The organism is Vibrio sp. J2-3(2022) (assembly GCF_021725735.1).
Lineage (GTDB): Bacteria > Pseudomonadota > Gammaproteobacteria > Enterobacterales > Vibrionaceae > Vibrio > Vibrio diabolicus.
The window spans coordinates 15,613-37,881 of sequence record NZ_JAKKCK010000009.1 but is presented as its reverse complement, the minus strand read 5'-3'; the positions used below and the strand labels follow the sequence as shown (position 1 = coordinate 37,881).

General features: G+C 46.9%; 21 protein-coding genes. 8 read left to right on the top strand and 13 right to left on the bottom strand.

From position 1 onward, the window contains the following. The first annotated feature begins 11 nt into the window (after positions 1–11). The gene (locus L3V27_RS21460; RefSeq protein WP_005378937.1) at positions 12–434 is read left to right on the top strand and encodes a F0F1 ATP synthase subunit epsilon; all 423 of its coding nucleotides are present in this window, start codon (positions 12–14) and stop codon (positions 432–434) included. A gap of 149 nt (positions 435–583) precedes the next feature. After that, positions 584–1,945 (top strand): bifunctional UDP-N-acetylglucosamine diphosphorylase/glucosamine-1-phosphate N-acetyltransferase GlmU, encoded by a 1,362-nt coding sequence (gene glmU / locus L3V27_RS21455; RefSeq protein ID WP_005394079.1) that lies wholly within the window; start codon positions 584–586, stop codon positions 1,943–1,945. An 81-nt stretch (positions 1,946–2,026) separates the two neighbouring features. On the opposite strand, the gene L3V27_RS21450 is transcribed toward glmU, so the two are convergent. Beyond that, positions 2,027–2,767 (bottom strand): amino acid ABC transporter permease, encoded by a 741-nt coding sequence (locus tag L3V27_RS21450; protein WP_046874589.1) that lies wholly within the window; start codon positions 2,765–2,767, stop codon positions 2,027–2,029. Between the two features lie 115 nt (positions 2,768–2,882). On the opposite strand from L3V27_RS21450, the gene L3V27_RS21445 reads away from it, so the two are divergent. Then, positions 2,883–3,659, top strand: a complete 777-nt coding sequence (locus L3V27_RS21445) for a transporter substrate-binding domain-containing protein (RefSeq protein WP_005394073.1) — start codon at positions 2,883–2,885, stop codon at positions 3,657–3,659. A gap of 45 nt (positions 3,660–3,704) precedes the next feature. Here L3V27_RS21445 and punC read toward each other — a convergent pair whose 3' ends face one another. Further along, positions 3,705–4,910: a purine nucleoside transporter PunC gene (punC, locus tag L3V27_RS21440; RefSeq protein WP_104974661.1), complete on the bottom strand. Its 1,206-nt coding sequence runs from the start codon at positions 4,908–4,910 to the stop codon at positions 3,705–3,707. A 152-nt stretch (positions 4,911–5,062) separates the two neighbouring features. Between punC and punR the strand changes: the two genes are divergently transcribed. After that, positions 5,063–5,965, top strand: coding sequence for a DNA-binding transcriptional activator PunR (punR, locus tag L3V27_RS21435; protein ID WP_005394068.1), 903 nt, complete (start codon positions 5,063–5,065; stop codon positions 5,963–5,965). A 56-nt stretch (positions 5,966–6,021) separates the two neighbouring features. On the opposite strand, the gene ilvA is transcribed toward punR, so the two are convergent. Genes ilvA through ilvG form a run of 5 tightly spaced genes read right to left on the bottom strand, consistent with a single transcriptional unit; the run spans position 6,022 to position 12,321 of the window. Further along, on the bottom strand, positions 6,022–7,569 hold the full coding sequence (gene ilvA / locus L3V27_RS21430; protein ID WP_237312700.1) for a threonine ammonia-lyase, biosynthetic: 1,548 nt from the start codon (positions 7,567–7,569) through the stop codon (positions 6,022–6,024). 2 nt (positions 7,570–7,571) lie between these two features. Then, positions 7,572–9,413: a dihydroxy-acid dehydratase gene (ilvD, locus tag L3V27_RS21425; RefSeq protein ID WP_053807527.1), complete on the bottom strand. Its 1,842-nt coding sequence runs from the start codon at positions 9,411–9,413 to the stop codon at positions 7,572–7,574. A gap of 14 nt (positions 9,414–9,427) precedes the next feature. Continuing rightward, complete coding sequence (ilvE, locus tag L3V27_RS21420) at positions 9,428–10,366, bottom strand: branched-chain-amino-acid transaminase (protein ID WP_005378953.1); 939 nt, start codon at positions 10,364–10,366, stop codon at positions 9,428–9,430. A 12-nt stretch (positions 10,367–10,378) separates the two neighbouring features. Next, on the bottom strand, positions 10,379–10,663 hold the full coding sequence (gene ilvM / locus L3V27_RS21415) for an acetolactate synthase 2 small subunit (RefSeq protein ID WP_005378958.1): 285 nt from the start codon (positions 10,661–10,663) through the stop codon (positions 10,379–10,381). 11 nt (positions 10,664–10,674) lie between these two features. Further along, positions 10,675–12,321 (bottom strand): acetolactate synthase 2 catalytic subunit, encoded by a 1,647-nt coding sequence (gene ilvG / locus L3V27_RS21410; protein WP_005394061.1) that lies wholly within the window; start codon positions 12,319–12,321, stop codon positions 10,675–10,677. A gap of 464 nt (positions 12,322–12,785) precedes the next feature. Here ilvG and L3V27_RS21405 point away from each other — a divergent pair, with 464 nt between their 5' ends. Continuing rightward, a complete protein-coding gene (locus tag L3V27_RS21405; RefSeq protein WP_006742918.1) occupies positions 12,786–14,309 on the top strand; it encodes a YifB family Mg chelatase-like AAA ATPase in 1,524 nt (507 codons plus the stop codon). Positions 14,310–14,366: 57 nt separating this feature from the next. Here L3V27_RS21405 and L3V27_RS21400 read toward each other — a convergent pair whose 3' ends face one another. Further along, positions 14,367–15,323: a DUF2860 domain-containing protein gene (locus L3V27_RS21400; protein ID WP_193448148.1), complete on the bottom strand. Its 957-nt coding sequence runs from the start codon at positions 15,321–15,323 to the stop codon at positions 14,367–14,369. Positions 15,324–15,472: 149 nt separating this feature from the next. On the opposite strand from L3V27_RS21400, the gene L3V27_RS21395 reads away from it, so the two are divergent. Then, on the top strand, positions 15,473–16,351 hold the full coding sequence (locus tag L3V27_RS21395) for an acyltransferase (RefSeq protein WP_005394051.1): 879 nt from the start codon (positions 15,473–15,475) through the stop codon (positions 16,349–16,351). A 45-nt stretch (positions 16,352–16,396) separates the two neighbouring features. Here the strand turns inward: L3V27_RS21395 and L3V27_RS21390 are convergent, their stop codons facing one another. The 5 genes from L3V27_RS21390 to L3V27_RS21370 all read right to left on the bottom strand — a co-directional run bounded on the left by L3V27_RS21390 (position 16,397) and on the right by L3V27_RS21370 (position 20,410). Beyond that, a complete protein-coding gene (locus L3V27_RS21390; protein ID WP_005379036.1) occupies positions 16,397–16,999 on the bottom strand; it encodes a thiol:disulfide interchange protein DsbA/DsbL in 603 nt (200 codons plus the stop codon). Between the two features lie 34 nt (positions 17,000–17,033). Further along, positions 17,034–18,020: a serine/threonine protein kinase gene (locus L3V27_RS21385; protein ID WP_167427052.1), complete on the bottom strand. Its 987-nt coding sequence runs from the start codon at positions 18,018–18,020 to the stop codon at positions 17,034–17,036. Between the two features lie 54 nt (positions 18,021–18,074). Beyond that, positions 18,075–19,496, bottom strand: coding sequence for a cytochrome c oxidase accessory protein CcoG (gene ccoG, locus L3V27_RS21380; RefSeq protein WP_046874594.1), 1,422 nt, complete (start codon positions 19,494–19,496; stop codon positions 18,075–18,077). A 313-nt stretch (positions 19,497–19,809) separates the two neighbouring features. Further along, positions 19,810–20,076, bottom strand: coding sequence for a YihD family protein (locus L3V27_RS21375; RefSeq protein ID WP_048625604.1), 267 nt, complete (start codon positions 20,074–20,076; stop codon positions 19,810–19,812). 166 nt (positions 20,077–20,242) lie between these two features. Then, on the bottom strand, positions 20,243–20,410 hold the full coding sequence (locus tag L3V27_RS21370) for a hypothetical protein (RefSeq protein WP_005379043.1): 168 nt from the start codon (positions 20,408–20,410) through the stop codon (positions 20,243–20,245). A 296-nt stretch (positions 20,411–20,706) separates the two neighbouring features. Here L3V27_RS21370 and L3V27_RS21365 point away from each other — a divergent pair, with 296 nt between their 5' ends. Together L3V27_RS21365 and L3V27_RS21360 are read left to right on the top strand one after the other, a co-directional pair. Then, positions 20,707–21,513 carry a sporulation protein gene (locus L3V27_RS21365; protein ID WP_005394045.1) on the top strand — a complete coding sequence of 269 codons (807 nt, stop codon included), beginning with the start codon at positions 20,707–20,709 and terminating at the stop codon, positions 21,511–21,513. 70 nt (positions 21,514–21,583) lie between these two features. Further along, on the top strand, positions 21,584–22,237 hold the full coding sequence (locus L3V27_RS21360; protein WP_005394044.1) for a hemolysin III family protein: 654 nt from the start codon (positions 21,584–21,586) through the stop codon (positions 22,235–22,237). The last annotated feature ends 32 nt before the right edge of the window (positions 22,238–22,269 follow it).

Sequence of the window (22,269 nt, the reverse complement as noted above, 5' to 3'; positions counted from 1 at the left end):
TAGGAGGCGATATGGCAGCAATAACCTTTCACCTAGACGTAGTAAGCGCTGAGAAGAAAATCTTCTCTGGTCGTGTTGAAACGTTTCAGGTGACCGGTAGCGAAGGTGAACTTGGTATTTTCCATGGTCACACACCGCTGCTGACCGCTATCAAGCCTGGTATGGTGCGTATTGTGAAACAGCACGGCCACGAAGAAATCATTTATGTTTCTGGTGGTATGGTAGAGATTCAGCCTGGTACAGCGACTGTACTGGCTGATACCGCTATCCGTGGTGAAGAGCTAGACGCAGCGAAGGCAGAAGAAGCCAAGCGCCGCGCTGAGGAGCAAATCCAGAATCAGCATGGTGACATGGACTTCGCACAAGCGGCCAGTGAACTGGCTAAAGCCATTGCTCAGCTACGAGTTATCGAGCTGACAAAAAAGCGTCGCTAAGCTCAATTAGCAACGTTGCATGACAAAAGGCGGCCAAATGGTCGCCTTTTTGATTAATTTTAGTTGGAAATTTACCTTACTCCATTAACTATTTTAAAAGAGCTGTTTAAAATAACGGCCAATTAACATAAAACGTCAATAGGTTCTCAATGAAATTCAGTGCTGTGATTCTTGCTGCGGGTAAAGGTACCCGTATGCATTCGAACATGCCTAAAGTGCTACACACTTTGGCAGGGAAGCCAATGGCAAAACATGTGATTGATACATGTACTGGTCTTGGTGCACAAAATATTCACTTAGTATTTGGTCACGGTGGTGATCAAATGCAAACCACTCTTGCTGAAGAGCCAGTAAACTGGGTGCTGCAAGCGGATCAGTTGGGGACTGGCCATGCAGTTGACCAAGCATCTCCTCGCTTCGAAGACGATGAGAAAATCCTCGTGCTTTATGGTGATGTGCCATTAATCTCAGCTGAAACCATCGAGAACTTGTTGGATGCTCAACCAACTGGTGGTATTGCACTGCTTACAGTGATGCTTGATAACCCAACAGGTTATGGTCGTATTATTCGTAAAAATGGTCCTGTTGTTGCGATCGTTGAGCAAAAAGATGCAACGGAAGAACAAAAACAAATTAAAGAGATCAACACGGGTGTCATGGTTGCGACTGGTGGGGATCTCAAGCGTTGGTTGTCTGGCTTAAACAACAACAACGCGCAAGGCGAATACTACCTAACTGACGTTATTGCAGCCGCACACGATGAAGGTCGTGCCGTTGAAGCTGTACACCCAGTCAATGCCATTGAGGTGGAAGGGGTCAACGACCGCGCACAGCTTGCTCGTCTAGAGCGTGCTTTCCAATCAATGCAAGCTCAGAAGCTACTAGAGCAAGGTGTGATGCTACGCGATCCAGCACGCTTTGATTTGCGTGGTGAGTTGCAGTGCGGTATGGACTGTGAAATTGACGTGAATGTTATCATTGAAGGTAAAGTATCACTCGGTGATAACGTGGTTATCGGTGCTGGCTGTGTACTGAAAGATTGCGAAATCGACGACAACACCATCGTTCGCCCTTACAGTGTGATTGAAGGTGCAACGGTTGGTGAAGAATGTACCGTTGGTCCATTTACTCGCCTTCGTCCTGGTGCTGAGATGCGTAACGATTCCCATGTGGGTAACTTCGTAGAAGTTAAAAATGCGCGTATCGGAGAAGGCTCAAAAGCGAACCACCTAACTTACCTTGGTGATGCTGAAATCGGTCAACGTACGAACATCGGTGCCGGTACGATTACTTGTAACTACGATGGTGCGAACAAGTTTAAAACCATCATCGGTAATGATGTATTTGTTGGTTCTGATAGTCAGCTGGTGGCGCCTGTCACTATCGCTGATGGCGCAACCATCGGTGCAGGCACGACGCTGACAAAAGATGTTGAAGAAGGCGAGTTAGTGATTACTCGCGTCAAAGAGCGCAAAATTAATGGCTGGCAACGCCCTGTAAAACAGAAATAAGCAGTACCTGCACTCTGTCGCTATATTGTCAAAGCCGCTCAACAAGAGCGGCTTTGTTGTTTCTAGCTAAAGGCTTCATCGTTAGTAACTGGGAATGGCGATGCGTTTTTCGAGCCAACGAACGGCTTGGGATACGAATAGAATGAGCAACAAGTACTCCAAAACGAGGAAGGTATAAATCTCTAGGGGTAAGTACTCATTCACCACTAGCTCATTAGCACGGCGAGTGAGATCGCTTAAACCAATCACACTGACTAAAGAGCTCATCTTGAGGATGTAGACAAATTGATTGCCCAATGGTGGGAGAATTTGTCGAAACGCTTGAGGAAGAATTACCAAGTGCATCTTTTGCCAATAGCTTAAGCTCAAAGATTCAGCCGCTTCATGCTGGCCACGACTGATGGCTTGGATTCCGCCGCGAAACACCTCCGCCATAAACGCACTCTCAGCAATGGTCAGGGCAATAACACCCGCCCAAAAGTGATTGAGTGAGACATCCAACAGCGTTGGCATGCCGTAATACACCCAAAGTAGTAAGACTAAAACAGGCACTGAACGGACTACCTCGACATAAATGCGGTTGATCCACTTCAAGTAGGGAGAGTTCGACAGAGCCGGTAGGGCGATGATTAAACCTAAGGTCATCGCAAATAACATACTGAGGAGTGATACTTGGATGGTGTCACTAAATCCGGCGATTAAAAACTTCAGATTGGTGAGTCCTTGCTCCGTGGAGGGATCGAGCACATACCAGCCCCATTGATAATCTGAGCAACCTGTGAGCAACAGCAGCGAAATCAGCCATAGAGTTCGAAAGGTCACATTTACTCCCTGAATTAACTAAAAAACTTCCATTGTTGCTGCTATGTTATCAATAGAGCTTTAATAAAGGTTAATCATTAAACCGCATAAGGTCATTATTTTTAAGGGAATAAAAATGAAAAAGATTTTACTAGCGCTAGGAATGTGTTTACTTGCTGCAACTCAAATTGCTCATGCTGAAAGCCGTCTTCAATCCATTTTAGACAGTGGTGTTCTCCGTGTTGGAACGACGGGAGATTGGAATCCGATGACGATGAAAGACCCTGCAACCAACAGTTATCGTGGCTTTGATATCGACGTAACGACAGAGCTTGCTAAAGATCTCGGTGTAAAAGTAGAGTATGTAGCCACGGATTGGAAGACGTTAGTCAATGGCATTACCGCCAACAAATACGATATTACTGGCAGCGCGTCCCTGAATATGTCGCGCGCCAAAGTCGCTGGATACAGCCAACCGTATTTCTACCTTGCCTTTGTACCTGTTGTGCAAAAGAAAGATCTCGCCAAATTCTCTGATTGGGCAGATTTTAATACGCCTGATGTGAAAGTCGCGGCGACACTAGGAACGGTGCAAGAAAAAATGGTGAAAGAGTTTTTCCCGCTGGCTCAACACATTGTGATTGAAGCGCCAGCGCGCGACTTCCAAGAATTACTAGCTCGCAGGGCCGATGTATCGGTGACGTCCAATGTGGAAGCAGCGACGTTGGTGGACAAGTTTAAACAACTGGCGATAGTACCAGTGACCGCTCCGCGTAAACCGACACCAATTGCGATGCTGTTGCCGCAAGACGATCAAGTATGGATTAATTACATCAACCATTGGGTTGAGCTGAAAAAGACCCAAGGCTTTTTCAAGTTGACTGCCAAGAAGTGGGGGTTGAAAAGCTTATAAACAAAAAGAGCCGCATTACGCGGCTCTTTTTTATTATCTGAACAATTAAAGTTCGTCTTCACTCACTACACGAGCATTGTCTGGAGTCGTGAAGTGCTGAGACAATTCACGGTTAGATAAGATGTAACCCATCCAAAGACCACCCATACAGATGATGATTGCAACGCCCGTTACCATTTGAGCTTGGCTTGCCATTGCAGCAACTAATGCGCTTGATAGACTGCTCACAGTAATTTGTAAGCTGTTTTGCAGGCCTGCAGCTGTTGCAGGGCTTTGCTTAGCACTTGCCAACGCGCGGTTTACTACGATTGGGTATAGCGCACCATTGGCTACCGCAATTAAACAGAAAGGCGCTAGAATTGGCCAGATAGAAGACAGTTCCCATTGTGAGGCAATGAATATCATTATTGCCGCGACACTAAATAGTCCAATCAATTGACGTAGAACTTTTTCATCACCAAATTTACGAACGCCGACTTTACCCAAGTAACCACCAGCCATAAACGCGATAGTTTGTGGGATAAAGCTCAAACCAATATCTTTGGCTTCATAGCCTAGTTGCGCCATGATTTCTGGCATACCAGTTAGGTAAGCAAAGAATGCAGCCGAAGCCGTCGCAAACATAAATACGTTGCCAAGGTATTTTTTAGAACTCAGCAGCGCTTTGATGTCGGCAGAAATACTGGTTTGTTTGATTTCTGCTTTCTCGTCTTTTTGGGCCATTGTCGCAAAGACCAAGAAGACACCAACTAGTGTTAGCGTAATAAAGATACTGTGCCAGCCGAAGTTATCTGCCAACACTACCCCTAATTGAGGTGCTAGCGCTGGTGATAGCGCGACTAACGGCATGATCGTTGCGAAAATTTGCTGACTGCTGCTTGAGTAGCGTTTAATGACCATGGCTTGCCAGATCACTGCTGGTGCACATACACCGATAGCTTGGATAAAGCGCAGTGTCAGTAGTTGCCATACTTGGTCACAGAAAGCCAAACCGAATGACGCGATAGTAAACAGCACTAACCCGGCCGCGAGTGTATTGCGGTGGCCAAATTTATCGGATGCCAATCCCCACATTAGCTGGCCAACCGCCATACCAACTAGGAATACCGTTAAAGAGAGCGCTATTTGCTCTGGGCCTGTTGCAAAGTCGATTTCCATCGCTTTGAATGCTGGCAGATACATATCGGTAGCAACGAAGCCAAGCATCGATAATGCTGCCAGATAAATGAGCTGTAGTTTTGATATTTTCATGATTCAACCAGTCAAATTATTTAATCATTTTTTAATCAACATCAGTTGGCGCCAACCCTGATTTATTTACCTTATTATTCTATTTTTCGATTTTAAGAAAATAAAACGCTAAAATTGTTGGTTATCAATCAAATTTTTTGAAAGGTTAAATCATGTTCTCTAAAGCGTCTCTGGAAATGCTGGATACGGTTGCCCGTTTAGGCAGTTTCACCGCTGCGGCTGAGGTGCTGCATAAAGTCCCTTCAGCCATCAGTTATGGAGTAAGGCAGGTCGAGCAAGATTTAGATGTGGTGCTGTTTCGACGCTTACCGAGGAAAGTGGAGTTAACTCCAGCAGGTGAACTTTTTATGGCTGAGGCTCGCTCTTTGCTGCGTCAAATGGAAGAGGTGAAAGCACAAACACGCCGAGCAGCTCAAGGATGGAAGAGCACGTTAAAGCTGACCTTAGATAACGTGGTGAAGTTAGAGAAGCTCAAACCTTTGGTGGAAGATTTTTATCGCGAGTTTGAATTTGCTGAATTGCAGATCAATATGGAGGTCTTCAATGGTTCTTGGGAGGCTATAGCACAAGGACGAGCTGATATAGTCGTTGGAGCCACGTCTGCGGTTCCCGTTGGTGGGGATTTTGAAGTCAAAGATATGGGCGTATTGGATTGGGCATTTGTGATGTCTCCCGCTCATCCCTGTGTTCGCCAACAAGTGCTTACTGAAGAGTTTGTGAGTCAATTTCCGGCGATCTGCCTTGATGATACTTCAAACGTGCTGCCAAAGCGCCATACTGGCCATTACCCGCAACAACGCCGATTGTTACTACCCAACTGGTACAGTGCAATTGAATGTTTGAAAAATGGAGTTGGCGTGGGTTACATGCCACGTCATATTGCAACGCCACTGATCAATGATGGTGTGCTGGTGGAGAAGGTGATGCCAGATGATAAGCCGCTCAGTCATTGTTGCTTGGTCTGGCGCAAAGATGATAATCATAAATTGATCCAATGGATGGTGGATTACCTAGGATCGCCTAATCAGCTACATCAAGATTGGTTACAGTCATAAAAAAAACACCTCGCAATAGCGAGGTGTTTTATTTGATATGTTTGGAATGTGGCGTTTTATGACAGGAAGAACTTGTAAGACGGGTTGTCTGTTTCGTCTTTGCATTGATAGCCAAGTTCGCGTAAATGCGCAGAAAACTGAGCTAAATCTCCTTCATCTAACTCGAAACCACATAAAACGCGTCCGTAGTCTGCGCCGTGGTTACGGTAGTTGAACAAGCTAATATTCCAATGGGTACCAAGAGTGCTTAAGAATTTCAGCAAGGCACCTGGGTACTCTGGAAATTCAAAGCTGTAGAGTCGCTCTTTGAGTTGCTTCGATGGCTTCCCGCCGATCATGTAGCGAACGTGTAGCTTCGCCATTTCATCGTCAGAAAGGTCAACCACCGGATAGCCACCTTCACGTAGATCGTGAATGATGTTTTCCAACTCTTCTTGACCGCCTTGCAGACGGACACCGACAAAGATATTAGCGAGTTCGTCATCGTTATAACGATAGTTAAACTCCGTTACGGCACGACCGCCAATCAAGTTACAGAACTCAAAGAACGCTCCTTGGCGTTCAGGGATCGTCACTGCCAATAAACCTTCACGTTTTTCACCTAACTCGCAACGTTCTGACACATAGCGTAACCCGTGGAAGTTGGTGTTTGCGCCAGACAGTACCGTGCCTAGGTTTTTGTCTTTCAGCTTGTTCTGTTCAGCAAATTTCTTCAGCCCCGCCAGAGCAAGCGCACCCGAAGGCTCAGCAATCGCACGGGTATCTTCAAAGATGTCTTTTACGGCTGCGCAGATTTCATCACTAGAGACCGCAATATGGCCATCAATGTACTTTTGACACAGACGGAAAGTCTCTTCACCAATGCGTTTTACTGCGACGCCATCGGCAAACATGCTGACTTGGTCTAGTACCACTGGTTCACCAGCATCCAGCGCGGCTTTAAGACAAGATGAGTCTTCCGGCTCTACGGCAATGACTTTGATTTCTGGCATGAGCTGCTTCACGAGTACCGCAACACCGGCAGCTAAACCGCCACCACCGACAGGAACAAAGATGTAATCAAGGTGACCATTTTGCTGCAGCATTTCCATACCGATGGTGCCTTGACCTGCGATCACCAGTGGGTGATCAAAAGGGGGCACAAAAGTATAGCCATATTGCTCTGACAAACGTTCGGCTTCTGCTTTTGCTTCATCAAAGTTGCTGCCGTGCAGCACCACATTGCCACCAAAGCTGCGTACGGCGTCGACTTTGATATCCGGCGTGGTCTTTGGCATCACGATAGTGGTTTTGATTCCCAGCTTAGTGCCAGACAGTGCCATGCCTTGAGCGTGGTTACCTGCCGATGCAGCGATGACACCAGCGGCTTTTTGTGTTTCAGTTAGGCTTGCCACCATGTTGTACGCACCGCGTAATTTAAATGAGTGCACGGGTTGGCGATCTTCGCGCTTGATTTGCACATTGTTACCAATACGTGCAGACAATCGTGGCATTTCTTGCAGTGGTGTTACTGTTGCGACTTCATACACCGGAGCGCGGAGGATTTGGCGCAGATAGTCTGCGCCAGTTTGATTTACTTTCTTTTCGGGTTGAGATTCCATCATTGCTAGCCCTCTAGCTTCGACTTGTCTCGTACTGCACCCTTGTCAGCACTGGTGGCCATGCTCGCGTACGCTTTAAGTGCAAAGGAAACTTCTCTTTGACGATCAACAGGTTTCCAGCCAAGTTCATCTTGTTTTGCACGGCGCTCTGCAAGTTCTTGTTCAGACACTTCGAGTGAAATTGAACGGTTCGGAATATCAATCGCGATCATATCGCCCGGTTTCACCAGTCCAATAGCACCGCCGTTAGCGGCTTCAGGAGAAGCATGGCCGATAGAGAGTCCTGATGTACCACCAGAGAAACGGCCGTCAGTCAGCAGTGCACATTCTTTACCAAGGCCCATCGATTTTAGGTAAGTGGTTGGGTAAAGCATTTCTTGCATGCCTGGGCCACCTTTTGGACCTTCATAACGGATAACAACCACATCACCGGCTTTCACTTTACCTCCTAAGATGCCTTCCACCGCATCTTCTTGGCTTTCAAATACCACAGCCGGACCAGTGAACTTAAGAATGCTTTCATCAACACCGGCTGTCTTAACGATACAGCCATCCAATGCGATGTTGCCTGATAGAACGGCTAGGCCACCTTCTTGGCTGAAGGCGTTGTCTTTCGCGCGAATACAACCTTCTGCACGGTCGTCATCAAGGCGATCCCAACGACAATCTTGCGAGAACGCTTGGGTGGTACGAATACCAGCCGGACCGGCACGGTAGAATTTAAGTACTTCTTGGTCTTCCGTTTGGATGATGTCGTATTTTGCCAACTGCTCTTTCATTGAAAGACCCAGTACGGTGCGAGCATCATTGTGCAGTAGACCAGCACGATCTAACTCACCAAGAATCGCCATTACACCACCAGCGCGGTGTACGTCTTCCATATGATATTTCTGAGTGGATGGTGCCACTTTACATAGGTGTGGCACTTGGCGAGACAGGCGATCGATATCTTCCATATCGAAATCCACTTCACCTTCTTGCGCTGCAGCTAACAGGTGCAAAATGGTGTTGGTTGAACCACCCATGGCAATATCCAGTGCCATTGCATTTTCGAAGGCATCATAAGTTGCGATGTTGCGTGGCAACGCGGATTCGTCATCTTGCTCGTAGTAACGACGAGTCAGTTCAACAATGCGCCTGCCCGCGTTAAGGAATAGCTGTTCACGATCAGCGTGAGTCGCCAGCATAGAACCGTTGCCCGGCTGAGAAAGACCCAGTGCTTCTGTTAGGCAGTTCATCGAGTTTGCCGTGAACATGCCTGAACACGATCCACAGGTTGGACATGCGCTGCGTTCGATCTGCTCGCTTTGCTCATCAGATACTTTTGGATCCGCGCCTTGGATCATTGCATCAACAAGGTCTAGTTTGATGATCTGATCAGAAAGCTTGGTTTTACCCGCTTCCATTGGGCCACCAGAAACAAAGATAACAGGGATGTTAAGACGCATAGATGCCATCAACATTCCCGGAGTGATTTTGTCACAGTTAGAGATACATACCATGGCATCGGCACAGTGCGCGTTGACCATGTATTCTACTGAGTCTGCGATTAGTTCGCGTGAAGGCAGTGAGTACAGCATGCCGCCGTGACCCATTGCGATACCATCATCAACCGCGATGGTGTTGAATTCTTTTGCGATGCCGCCGGCTTTTTCGATTTCACGTGCGACAAGCTGACCCATGTCTTTAAGATGTACGTGACCCGGAACAAATTGAGTAAACGAGTTCACCACGGCGATGATTGGTTTACCGAAGTCTTCTTCTTTCACACCCGTTGCACGCCACAGCGCGCGTGCGCCCGCCATGTTACGACCATGTGTGGTGGTAGCTGATCTATATTTTGGCATTTCTTAAATCCTTCTTACTTCTGTTCTGGGTACACATAGTCTAACCAGCCCCACTTATCTTCCGTGGTGCCGTCAAATAAGCCAAAGTAGGCTGCTTGTAATTCTTTAGTGATTGGGCCGCGTTTACCTGTGCCCACTTCAATTTTGTCGATGGTTGCCACAGGCACAATTTCAGCCGCAGTACCTGTCATGAAGACTTCATCGGCAAGGTAAAGGGCTTCACGAGCAATGTTCGCTTCACGCACTTCGTAGCCTTTATCGCGTGCAATCGTCATGATCGAGTCACGAGTGATGCCCGGTAGAATCGCGCTAGTTGCTGGTGGTGTGGTGATTACGCCATCTTTGATAACGAAGATGTTTTCACCGGCGCCTTCCGATAGGTAACCATCTACGCTTAGCGCAATACCTTCGTCGTAACCGTGACGACGCGCTTCACCACCAACCAGTAGTGAAGATAGGTAGTTACCGCCTGCTTTAGCCGCAGTTGGGATGGTGTTTGGCGCAGCGCGGTTCCAGCTTGAAATCATCGCATCGACACCTTTTTCTAGCGCTTCTTCGCCTAAGTAAGAGCCCCAAGGAAATGCCGCAATGATTAGATCCATTTCAGTGCCAACTGGTGGGCACACGCCCAAACCAACATTACCGACAAAACCTAATGGACGAATGTAAGCGCTATCGAGTTTGTTTTGGCGCAGTGTTTCGCGGGTAGCTTCCATGATTTCTTCTACAGAAAAAGGGATCGGGAAACGGTAAATCTTGGCGGAATCTTTTAAACGTTGTGCATGCTCACGGTGACGGAAGACAATTGGGCCTTTTGGTGTGTTGTAACAGCGCACGCCTTCAAACACGGATGTACCATAGTGCATTGCGTGAGTCAGAACGTGAACGTTAGCCTCTGCCCATGGAACCATCTCACCATTAAACCAAATGAAATCTGCAGTTTTCGTTGCCATTTGTTGCCTTCCTTATGCACTTACGTGTTGTTGTAAGTTGTGATTTGGCAGTTCATCGTTGCGGATTTTTAGCACCTCAACCTTACGAACGTCCCACAACTTCTCTATTTGATTGATCAAAAACGAGATTGGTCGATCGCTGTCGACGATGATCTCGACGCTGGCTACTTTACTTTCATGGTTTTGCGTAGCAGCGACTTGTTTGATCACGAAGCCTCGGTGACGAATCACACGTAGAACGCGCTCCAACAGTACCGGTTTGTCATCGGCTTTGATGTCGAGTAAATATCTGTCCATGCGATTGTCTCCTATGTATTTTCCAACATATCACTGTTTGATGCGCCAGGTGGCACCAATGGCCACACGTTTTCTTCTTCATCAATCAAAACGTGAAGCATGTAAGAAGTTTCACTCGCTAGCATCTCTTTCAGCGCTGGCTCCACTTCTTCTTTCTTGGTGATGGTCTTGCCCGGGATATCGAACGCTTTTGCTAGCATCACGAAATCTGGGTTGTCATCAAGAATGGTTTCACTGTGGCGACCGTCGAAAAACAGCGATTGCCATTGGCGAACCATGCCAAGACGTTGGTTATTAAGAAGGACAATCTTCACTGGAATCTGACGACGCTTCAGCGTGCCCAATTCCTGCACGTTCATCATAAATGAACCGTCACCTGTAATAAGGATAGACTGATCATCAGGACGTGCGACTGCTGCACCCATCGCTGCTGGCAAGCCAAAGCCCATGGTGCCAAGGCCAGCAGAAGTGATGAAATTTTGTGGTTCGCGTGGCTGGATATGTTGCGCTGCCCACATCTGGTGCTGACCGACATCAGTCGAGACAATTGAGCTGTCTGGCATCATGTCTGACAGTTGTTTAAGCAATAGCGGTGCGTAGATTAACTCGCCCGGGTGGTCGTAACGCCACTTAAAGCCGCTGCGCAGACTTTCACTGTGATGTACCCACGGTGAGATATCTTGAGTCAGCTCTAGCTGAGGAAGAATGGTGTTGATGTCGCCACGCAATGGTGCGTTGGCGTGGCGCAGTTTATGAATCTCCGCAGCATCAATGTCGATGTGAATCACTTTCGCATTTGGTGCAAACGTGTCGAGCTTACCCGTCACACGGTCATCAAAGCGCGCGCCAACCACGATCAATAGATCGGCTTCTTGAACCACTAGGTTAGCGGCTTTGGTGCCGTGCATGCCCAACATACCAAGATAGTGAGGGTCATGGCGTTCAATGGTACCGAGGCCTTTTAGTGTGCTAACTGCTGGCATTGGGTTTAAGCGAAGGAATTCGCGTACTGCATCGGTTGCTTTAGCGAGTTGCACGCCACCACCAACATACAACACTGGGCGAGTTGAGGCTGCCAGTACATCTTGTGCGCGCTTAATGTCTTCAGCGCTGACATCTTCGATTGCAGGCGCTACGTATGGAGGCAGTAGATCTGTTGGGGTTTGAGCCAGTTGAACGTCTTTGGCGATATCGACAATGACTGGACCCGGACGACCCGTTTTGGCCACTTCAAACGCTTCGGCTAGCGTTGGTGCTAGGTCTTCAATTTCGGTCACGAGATAGCTGTGCTTAGTACAGGCTAGGGACATTCCGATCACATCCATTTCTTGGAATGCATCGGTACCGATATGAGAGCTAGCAACCTGGCCTGTGATGGCAACTAGAGGTACGGAGTCAAGGAAAGCGTCGGCAAGGCCGGTAACAAGGTTAGTGGCCCCTGGGCCGGAAGTTGCCATGCATACAGCAACGTCTTGAGTGGAACGAGCCATACCAATTGCGGCCATGGCGGCCCCTTGCTCATGACGGCATAGGATGTGTTCCACCCCTCCGTCATACAAAGCATCGTAGATTGGCATGATGGCCCCGCCAGGGTAGCCAAAAACGGTTTCGATGCCTTGCTGTCTTAAAGCGGCTACGACAAGTTGTGCACCAGTCATCGTAAACCTCCTTTGCTACGTTGTGGCTCGTAGCGATTGCCATATTTATTGCACTTCATGTGCACTCCCATTCTTCCCGTTAAACTGTCCGAGGGTTAGACAGATGACAACTTGTAGTTGTAAAAAAACCCCCGGACTTTTCAGTGCGGGGGTTTTTTGTAATTTGTGGTTACCTTTCGCCCACAATACCCCGCGCGGTGCCAATAATGACCACGATAATCAGGGCTAGCAGTGCGTTGATATGAGCGAAAAGGTTCATCTGTCTGTCGTTCTTTTTTCGTTAAAAAATGTTGTGTAATGTTCTACGAAATTGTTTGCGTCATTAGTGGTATCACACAATTCCGCTGCATGACAAGCAAAAAGTCATTCTTTTTTCACATTAACTCTCAATTGGGACGCGGTATATAACATAACCAACTAGATAAAACATTTGTTTACAGAGTGTTCAATAAATTGAGGAACGTATGGGGCTGGCAATCATTCATAGTCGAGCAAGCGTCGGGGTGCAAGCGCCATCGGTTAGTGTAGAAGTTCATATTAGCAATGGTATGCCCGGGTTTACCTTGGTAGGGCTACCAGAGACGACGGTAAAAGAGTCCAAAGATCGCGTTCGTAGCGCGATCATTAATTCTAATTTTCAGTTTCCAGCTAAGCGGATCACCGTGAACTTGGCTCCGGCAGATCTACCCAAGGAGGGAGGGCGTTTTGATCTTCCTATTGCATTGGGAATTTTGGCCGCTTCGGAGCAAATCGCGACAGATAAGCTTAAAAACTACGAATTTGTTGGTGAGTTAGCGCTATCTGGTGGTTTGAGACCTGTAAAAGGTGTGCTGCCTGCTGCGCTGGAAGCCAGTAAGATTCAACGTCATTTAGTGGTCCCACATGTGAATGGCGATCAAGCGGCGCTAGTGGGGAAAGAACAACATAAATCGGCTCAATCATTACTGGAAGTATGTGCCGAGCTTTGTGGTCAACATCGACTGAATCTTTTTCAAACGCCTAAGCGCAAAATAGTCGAAAAACATGGTCGAGACTTACAAGATATTATTGGCCAACAACAAGGTAAGCGCGCATTGGAGATAGCTGCCGCTGGAAACCACAACTTACTTTTCCTTGGCCCGCCAGGTACCGGGAAAACCATGTTGGCTTCGCGTTTGTGTGACTTACTACCGGAGATGAGTGACGAAGAAGCAATGGAAACCGCTTCGGTGGCGTCGCTGACGCAGAGTGAAATTAATGAGCACAATTGGAAGTCGCGTCCGTTTCGCTCTCCGCATCATTCAAGTTCAATGGCTGCATTAGTTGGCGGTGGCTCGGTACCCAGACCCGGGGAGATCTCTTTAGCCCACAACGGTTTGTTGTTTCTCGATGAAATGCCCGAATTTGATCGTAAAGTTCTAGACTCGTTACGCGAACCGCTCGAATCTGGCGAGATCATTATCTCTCGAGCGCAAGGTAAAACACGCTTTCCGGCTCGCTTCCAATTAGTTGGAGCATTGAACCCAAGTCCGACAGGATATTATGAAGGCAATCAAGCTCGCACCAATCCACAAGCTATTTTGCGCTACCTTGGTCGATTATCTGGACCATTGTTAGATCGCTTTGATATGTCTTTAGAAATCCCTGCTCTGCCCAAAGGGACATTAGCAGAAGGTGGTGATCGCGGCGAGCCGACCGCTATCGTTAAAGAACGTGTGAATCATGCGCGTACCAATATGTTGAACCGCAGCGGTAAGGTAAATGCTTTGTTAGGCAGTCGAGAAATCGAGGCGTTTTGCCCCTTACACAAAAGTGATGCGGAGTTTCTTGAAACCGCTTTGCATCGTTTGGGGCTTTCGATTCGCGCGTATCATCGCATTATCAAAGTGGCGCGAACAATCGCCGATCTTGATGGGGCGGAGCAGATTGAACGAGCGCACTTAGCCGAGGCGCTTGGGTATCGAGCGATGGACCGCTTACTGAAACAACTCACGGCGCAAGCGGTATAGAGACGTGCAAATATCACCGCAACAAGTGTTGTAAGTGCCTTGTCGCGATGAAGTACGTTAGAAGGTGTAGTTGAGACCAAGAGACAACAGGTACTCTTTTTCATCATAGAACGTGATATTTGAGTCCGTTTGGCTGTAGCCGGCTAAAGAAATGAACGACCAGTTTTGCCAGTCAAATACGTTTTGATATTCATAGGCTGCAAATAGGCTGACGGTGTCGTCATTTCGTATTTTAGCAAAAGTTTGGCTAGCGGCTTGATAGTCTTTCCATGCATAACCTGCGGTGAGGGCCAACCGATGGCGGTTGATAAATTTAAACCAACTGATGTCAAACCCGTACGAATCAAATGATTCCGCCTTACCGTCGGCATCTTGATTAATGTAGGTAAACGCCGGTTGCAACATGGATGTTTGATTAAGTGAAATCCGATAGTCACCTTTAACGTAGTAAAGGCTCGCATCGCGAGCGAGTGAACGGTCCGTTACTTCTTCTTGCTCAATGTCTTTATCAGCATAAGCGAGATCAAGGTTGAAGTTTTTATCAATCAATCCCTTGATTTGAAAGCGATAGGCATTGCCGTCCACATCCGTTTCTTGACGGGCGATTCCGACTTGATATGGGTTACGCCAAGTTTCGCTTTTGAGCACGGTCGGTAGATAGGAAATATCGAGCACGGTGCCGGATGGCAACTCGTGTTGATAGCCCAGCTGAAAAGCGAGTGTACCAACCGCGACATCGGAACGTGTGGTACCCGCGTACACTTGGTGATTGAGTCGGTTACCAAAAGTGTAAGTAATGCTTCCTAGCGGCGCAGCGATAACGGAGCTGTCACTATCGGCGCGCTTATCGAGAGAATCGATGGTGTTACTATTTTCCGTATTGAAGTTGGATTCTGATGATACAAATCCGGCATTCAGCGAAATTTCACCGCCAAAACCTGCGGTTTCAGCGAGTTGAGCCTGAGCAGAACTGACGACAAAGGCCAAAGGCAAGAGAATTAGCCTTGGTTTCATTCGTTATCTCCTTATTGTCGAATGAGTGGTGCAAATATTGGTTGAGGTAACAAATCTGACCATTCCCACGCATATTCCAATGTGGCAAAGGCGCAGTATAATTACACGCTGTTTTATTCTTCACACATTATCACTGTTGTTTGACTATCATGTTGGCATATTTGTTATTTTTTTTTAACGCTTCTTTTGTGATTATCAATTCTGCGCTGTGTTCACTCGCAATTTGTATTATCGCTGTGTTTAAAGTATTGCTTCCAAGCGTGGAGCTAAAAGCGAAAGCGACCGCTTGTGCCAACAAGGTGATGTGGTTATGGGCTACCGTCAATGCGGGCATTCTGGCGGTTTCTAACCGTGTTGACTGGGATGTTCAGGGCGGTGAGGCGCTGAAAAAAGACGGGTGGTATCTGTTGATCAGTAATCATCTCAGTTGGACCGATATTGTGGTGCTTTGCTGCGTGTTTAAAGACCGCATTCCTATGCCGAAGTTTTTCCTCAAACAACAACTGTTGTATGTGCCTTTCATTGGGATGGCGTGTTGGGCGCTCGACATGCCATTTATGCGTCGTTATTCGCGAGAGTATCTGATCCGCAACCCGCACAAACGAGGTCAAGATTTAGAGACGACACGTCGCTCGTGCGCCAAGTTCAAACATGCACCAACCACAGTGGTTAATTATGTCGAAGGCACTCGATTTACCGAAGAAAAACAGCGTAAGAGTAAGACGAGCTACCAATATTTGCTGCAACCAAAATCGGGCGGGATCGCATACACGTTAGCGGCAATGGGGGAGCAGTTCGAGAACATTATCGATGTGACGCTTGCGTACCCAGAAAATACAAATAAGCCATTCAAGGATTTATTAATGGGCCGAATGGGCAAGGTTGTTGTGCGTGTGAATGTGTTGCCCGTCGATGAACGAGTGCTTGGTGATTACTTTAACGATAAGCCCTATAAGCGACAATTTCAGCAATGGTTGGGTGATGTGTGGCAAGAAAAAGATCGGTTGCTACAAGAGATTTACAAATAAACAAAGGGGAGCGATGAGCTCCCCTTTTGATTGATATCGATGCGCTTATTTTAGTGTCAGCAAGTAGTTCACCAGAGAGAAGTACTCATCCATCGTCTTGATGCTTTGTGCTTGAACTAGGTATTTGTTGTTAACGATAACCGCAGGAACGCCTGTTAGACCGCTGTTTTCAAATTGCTTGTCCATACGGCGAACCATGGAATCAACCGCAAAGCCTTTGAATGCAGAGTCGAATTTCTTCGCGTCTACACCTTCATCAAGGAAGATTTGGCGAAGCTCTTCATCGTTACGTGGCGCCTTCTTTAGATTGTGGATGCGGTTAAACATCACTGGCACCATTTTGTCTTCCACTTTTAGTGCAACCATGGTCGCGTAGGCTTTGCTCATTGATGGGCCCATGTTGCCACCCATGAAAGAAACGTGGTTTTTTAGTAGTTTAGTGCCTTCTGGCAACTGCTTTTTCAGTTGCTGGATAACAGGTTCAAAGCTATTACAGTGCGGGCAGTAGAAAGAGAAAAACTCCGTCACAAGAGGTTTTTTTGATGCCTCAAGATCCAATACTTTGTAATGTTCACCTTCTTTGAATTGCGCTGCATGTGCCGACAGGCTTAGCATCAGCATAGAAAACAGTGCGAACAGTTTTTTCATCGAAATATCTCCATTTTTGAATTTGTGGCCTGACTTACCATTGAGGCATTAAAGACAGCGGTGCTTCTTCTAAAGCGGCGATCTGCTCTTTAAATGCAAGGACCTGACCTTCCCAGTATTTTGGCTCATTAAACCATGGAAAAGCGAGAGGAAACGCAGGGTCATGCCAACGTTTTGCTAGCCATGCCATATAGTGCACCATTCGTAGACCGCGAAGTGGCTCAATTAGTTTCAATTCTGCGGGGTTAAAGTCGCAAAACTCTTGATAAGCTTCTAAAACAATATCCAGCTGCATAAGTTTGTCTTGGCGTTCACCGTTCAGTAGCATCCATAAGTCCTGCACAGCAGGGCCGTTACGAGCGTCATCCAAATCAACAAACATAGGGCCATCTCGCCACAAAATATTGCCTGGGTGGCAATCGCCATGCAAACGAATGATATTGAAGCTTTCTTGCCAGTGGCTTTCAATCGATTTGATCAGCATATCCAAGTCATTGAAGAAGCTGTTCTCCAAGTGCATTGGAATCATGTTGGCGTTTTGCAGAATCTCTCTTGGTTGATACAGGTATTCTTGCAAGCCAATCGTTGGGCGATGTTGGAAGGCTTGGCGGCTGCCGACTTTATGGATTCGGCCAAGGAAACGCCCTACACCTTCGAGCTGATCTAAGTTGTCAACCTCGTACTGGCGACCACCTACGCTCTCAAACAGCGCAAATGCATAGCCTTGATAGTGATGAAGGGTTTCACCGTTGATGCGCACAGGTGGTGCGATGGGGATTTCGTTGCCAATCAGTTCTAAAGTGAAGTCGTGCTCCTCTTGGATCTGTTCGTTGCTCCAACGTTCAGGGCGGTAGAACTTGACGACATAACGACGACGCTCTTCGTCAGTGAATTGATAAACACGGTTTTCGTAGCTATTGAGGGGAAGAAAGCCTGATTCTGCGCGAACGCCGATGCTTTCTAACGCGTACCACATAAAATCTGGGGTAAGGGCGTCAAAGTTAAACATACTTTGGGACATATAAACAAAAAGGCTCATTGCTGAGCCTTTTTCCATTAGTCACTGAAGTAGACGCTATAGTTTTTTTATAAAGCGGCTTTCCACTTCAATGGTGAATTCGTTGCTCTTATCGGTGAGTATAAACTGAATTGTCGTAATCGCAGAGTTTAGCTTGTCAGGATCGGCGCCAAGGCTCATTGGTAAGTTCAATACTTCACCTGGCTGTACCTGAATTGTCTGCTTACCGTACCAGCTTACATCGGATAGCCCTTCAACATCCAACGAGTACTCTTGCACTTGCTGGGTTTTGTTGATCACTTTGAGGGTGTAGGTGTTTTCTACTTCGCCTGAGCTATTTACTCGGAACAGTTGGTTACGGTCGCGAATAACACTCATGCCTGCTGGGTCTACCGCTGCGATTTGGGCAAAGAACAGACCAATCATGACCAGTAGCACAGCTCCATAGCCCAGCAGCTTCGGACGCATGACTTTGGTACTCTTACCCGATAAGCGATGCTCTGTGGTGTAGCTGATTAGTCCTTTCTCGTAACCCATGCGATCCATGGTGTTGTCACACGCATCAATACAGGCACCACAGTTAATACATTCATATTGTAAGCCGTCACGAATATCGATACCTGTTGGGCACACCTGCACACACAAGTCACAATCAATACAATCCCCCAAACCAAGTTGCTTTGGATCGGCTTTGCGCGGACGTGGACCACGTTTTTCACCACGTTTGGCATCATAGCCAACGATGAAGGTGTCTTTATCAAACATGGCAGACTGGAAGCGCGCATAAGGACACATGTGGATACACATGATGGAACGCATCCAACCAGCATTACCATAAGTACAAATGGCAAAGAACATGATCCAAAAGACGGGCCAGAAGGTGGCGTTAAAGGTGAAAAAGTCGATAACCAATTGCTTCATTGGTACGAAGTAGCCAACAAAAGTAAAACCAGTGGCGAGCGCAATGGCAAACCAAGCGATATGTTTGACGGTTTTGCGCATCGCTAAATTTGCCGTCAGCTTATTGGAGTCCTGCTTACGACGCTTATTGGCGCTGCCCTCTAGCTTCTCTTCAAACCAGATATACATGAAGGTCCAGACGGTTTGTGGGCAGAGATAGCCACACCAAACTCGACCTAAGAAGGTGGTAATAAAGAACAACCCAAATGCCGCGATCACAAATAGCAAGGCGAGTAGGGTAAGATCTTGCGGATACAACGTGGTACCGAAAAAGTTGAACTGCTGGTTGCCAATATCGAGCAAGATCGCTTGACGTTCACCGTAAGGGATCCACGGTATCAAAGCGAAGAGAAGCAGTAAGAACCAACCACCGTAACGACGCAGTTTCTGGTAAGTCCCTTTGCTTTCGCGTACATAGATGCGATTACTTGGGTTGAACCGATCCCCATTCCCTTTATGAGTCTTAGGGTTGTAGGTTTTAGGAGTCACATCTTTGATATCGATCTTATCCTGACTCATGCACTCATCCTTCTTAGGCTTTTATAATGTACGGCGTCATTTCTATTGATGTCGCTCGATGACATTGCTACTTCGTCCTTATCATAAATCATGACCGGACATAATTATTTTAGTAAATACTGATGAACGGCGATTATACAATCAATAACAATTCCTTTTCTTTAACGCAGTCAACGTTTAACAACAAAAGTCAGTACAGTTAACCTGATAATTGGCTGAACAGTTATAACCAACTGTGGGACTAAAAATTTTAGTTATAAAAAAGCGACTCATTTGAGGGAGTCGCTTAAAGAATACTGGGTTGTTGAGCCGGTTATTTGATGATGCCACGAGCGCGCAGAATCGCAGTTTTAAAATCATCTTCTTGGTCTTTCTTAAGACCTGGGATCATTTCGTCTTTGCTGCTGTTACGCATTTTAAGGTGGTAGATCAGCACGTCGTCGGTCAGATCTTCTAGCTTGCCTTCGTAGCCTGCTTCTTTCGCTAGCTTCACGATGAACTGCAGTAGGTTCATTTCTTGGTCTTTATGCCATTCAGGCTCTAGTAGCTCAAGCAGCTCTTCAATGCGATGACACTTCATTTCTTTCTCCACAGAATTTATAGGTGTAATTAGCTGTAAAGGTACCAAATTGCTTTGCGAAGACCAAATAGGAAAAACTACCTATTTCACTGTGTTTTGTTCTAAGTCGTTGAGGTGGTTTGAGTCGCGTGCAAAGAAAAAAGCGCAGCTGGCGCCGCGCTTTTGATTAAGCTGCTTTGATAACTTTGGCCGGAACACTCGACATCATTGCTGTCTTCTCAACCAATGTCATTGCTGGCGCAACTTGCTTTGCCTTTGGTGCAGTAGTAAAGCCACTGCGGCGGCGCATTGCACTAGTATTAGTGTGTGCGAACCTGACTGTTGTTGGGCGCATTAATTTACCTAACTGTCAGGCATATCCATTGCCGATGTAATGGCCTGAATCATTATGAGCTAGGCTCCAACAAGATTGAAGAATCACTCTTCTGGCTCTCGCCAATCCAGTTAATGAATCAGGAATACCGATATGCATGCATATCACGTATAAGATTAGCATCCTTGTAATAATTGGTCGATAGTTGAGCAATTGAATTGTTTAGATTTTGTCATTTTGTCGCGATGATCGAGGCAATTTTTGTTTGATCCCTCGATCAGCAGTAGTAGTATGAGATCTCGACGAAGGAGGTGCCTATGTCATTTTTGAAGAAGACACTTGCCAGTTTTGGGATTGGGAGTGCTAAGGTTGACTCAATCCTAAATCAAGACGTGCTATATCCTGGTCAAAGTGTGGATGTGTCTATCCATGTTTATGGTGGTGCCACTGAACAAGCGATCGACAACATCGATTTAAAACTGTGTTGCCGCTATATCGCGGAAGCTCCTGATGACCGTGGTGCGCGAGAAGGACACAGCATGCGTCGAGTACCTCAGACTCATGTGCTTGCTAAGTGGAGCCTCCCTTATGCGTTTACCATCCATTCTGGCGAAGAGCGTACCTTCGATGTTCAGCTCGATGTGCCTTGGAATACGCCTGTCACCATTGGTGACGCCAAAGTGTGGCTCGAAACCGGCTTGGACGTTGCTGCTGCTTTAGACCCGACCGATAAAGACATCCTCACCGTTCGACCTGATCCACTAATGGATGCGGTGTTATCCGCATTTGAAGCGCAGGGTTTGCGTATTCGCCAAGTGGAGTGTGAGGAAGTAAAAGGGTTCGACCTGCCATTTGTGCAAGAATTTGAGATGGTGCCGACTGACGGGCCATACCATGGCGTGTGGCGTGAGTTAGAATTTGTCGCTCATCGTAGCGAGCAAGAACTTAAATTATGGTTTGAAGTTGACCGCACACGCAAGGGCGAGGGTGGCATGCTCGCAAGCTTACTGGGTAGCGGAAAACTCAAACGAGAGTTGACCATTCCAGCCACAACTAAGCTTGATCAAGTGGGCGAACTTGTACTTAATTACCTCGACCAAACCACGGCCGTTCATGAGTCTTAATTTAAGCTTACACGTGTAAGCCTAATGTGCCATACTAGAGCAAATTTCAAACTCTAGTATAGGCGCATTGATGTCTGAACTGCAGAAACCTCAATACAGTCAACGCGAAGAACTGGCCAATACCATCACTCATGGCATTGGGATGATTTTTGGTATTGTTGGCCTGATACTGCTGCTAATCAAAGCCATAGACCAGCAAGCTGATACGCTGACGCTGGCCAGTATGGCTGTCTACGGTGCGAGTATTATCGTGCTATTTTTGGCTTCGACGCTGTATCATGCAATTCCGCACCCCAACGCCAAACGTTGGCTAAAAACTTTCGATCACTGCGCCATTTATCTACTCATTGCTGGCAGTTATACGCCTTTTTTGTTGGTGAGTTTACGTACGCCGCTCGCGTTTGGTTTGATGATTGTCATCTGGACCATCGCTCTACTCGGCATCATCATGAAAGTCGCGTTTGTTTACCGATTTAAAAAGCTTTCCTTGATGACGTATTTGGTCATGGGCTGGCTGTCGTTGATTGTGATTTATCAGTTGGCGATCAACTTGGATATTGGCGGACTGACATTACTCGCAGCTGGTGGGATTGTGTATTCACTGGGGGTGATTTTCTACGTTGCGAAGCGTATTCCATTCAATCATGCGATTTGGCACGGCTTCGTTTTAGCGGGTTGTGTGTGTCACTTCTTCGCAATTTATTATTTTGTCGAGCCTATCTAACGGATAGATATGAACTCGACAAAACATGTGTT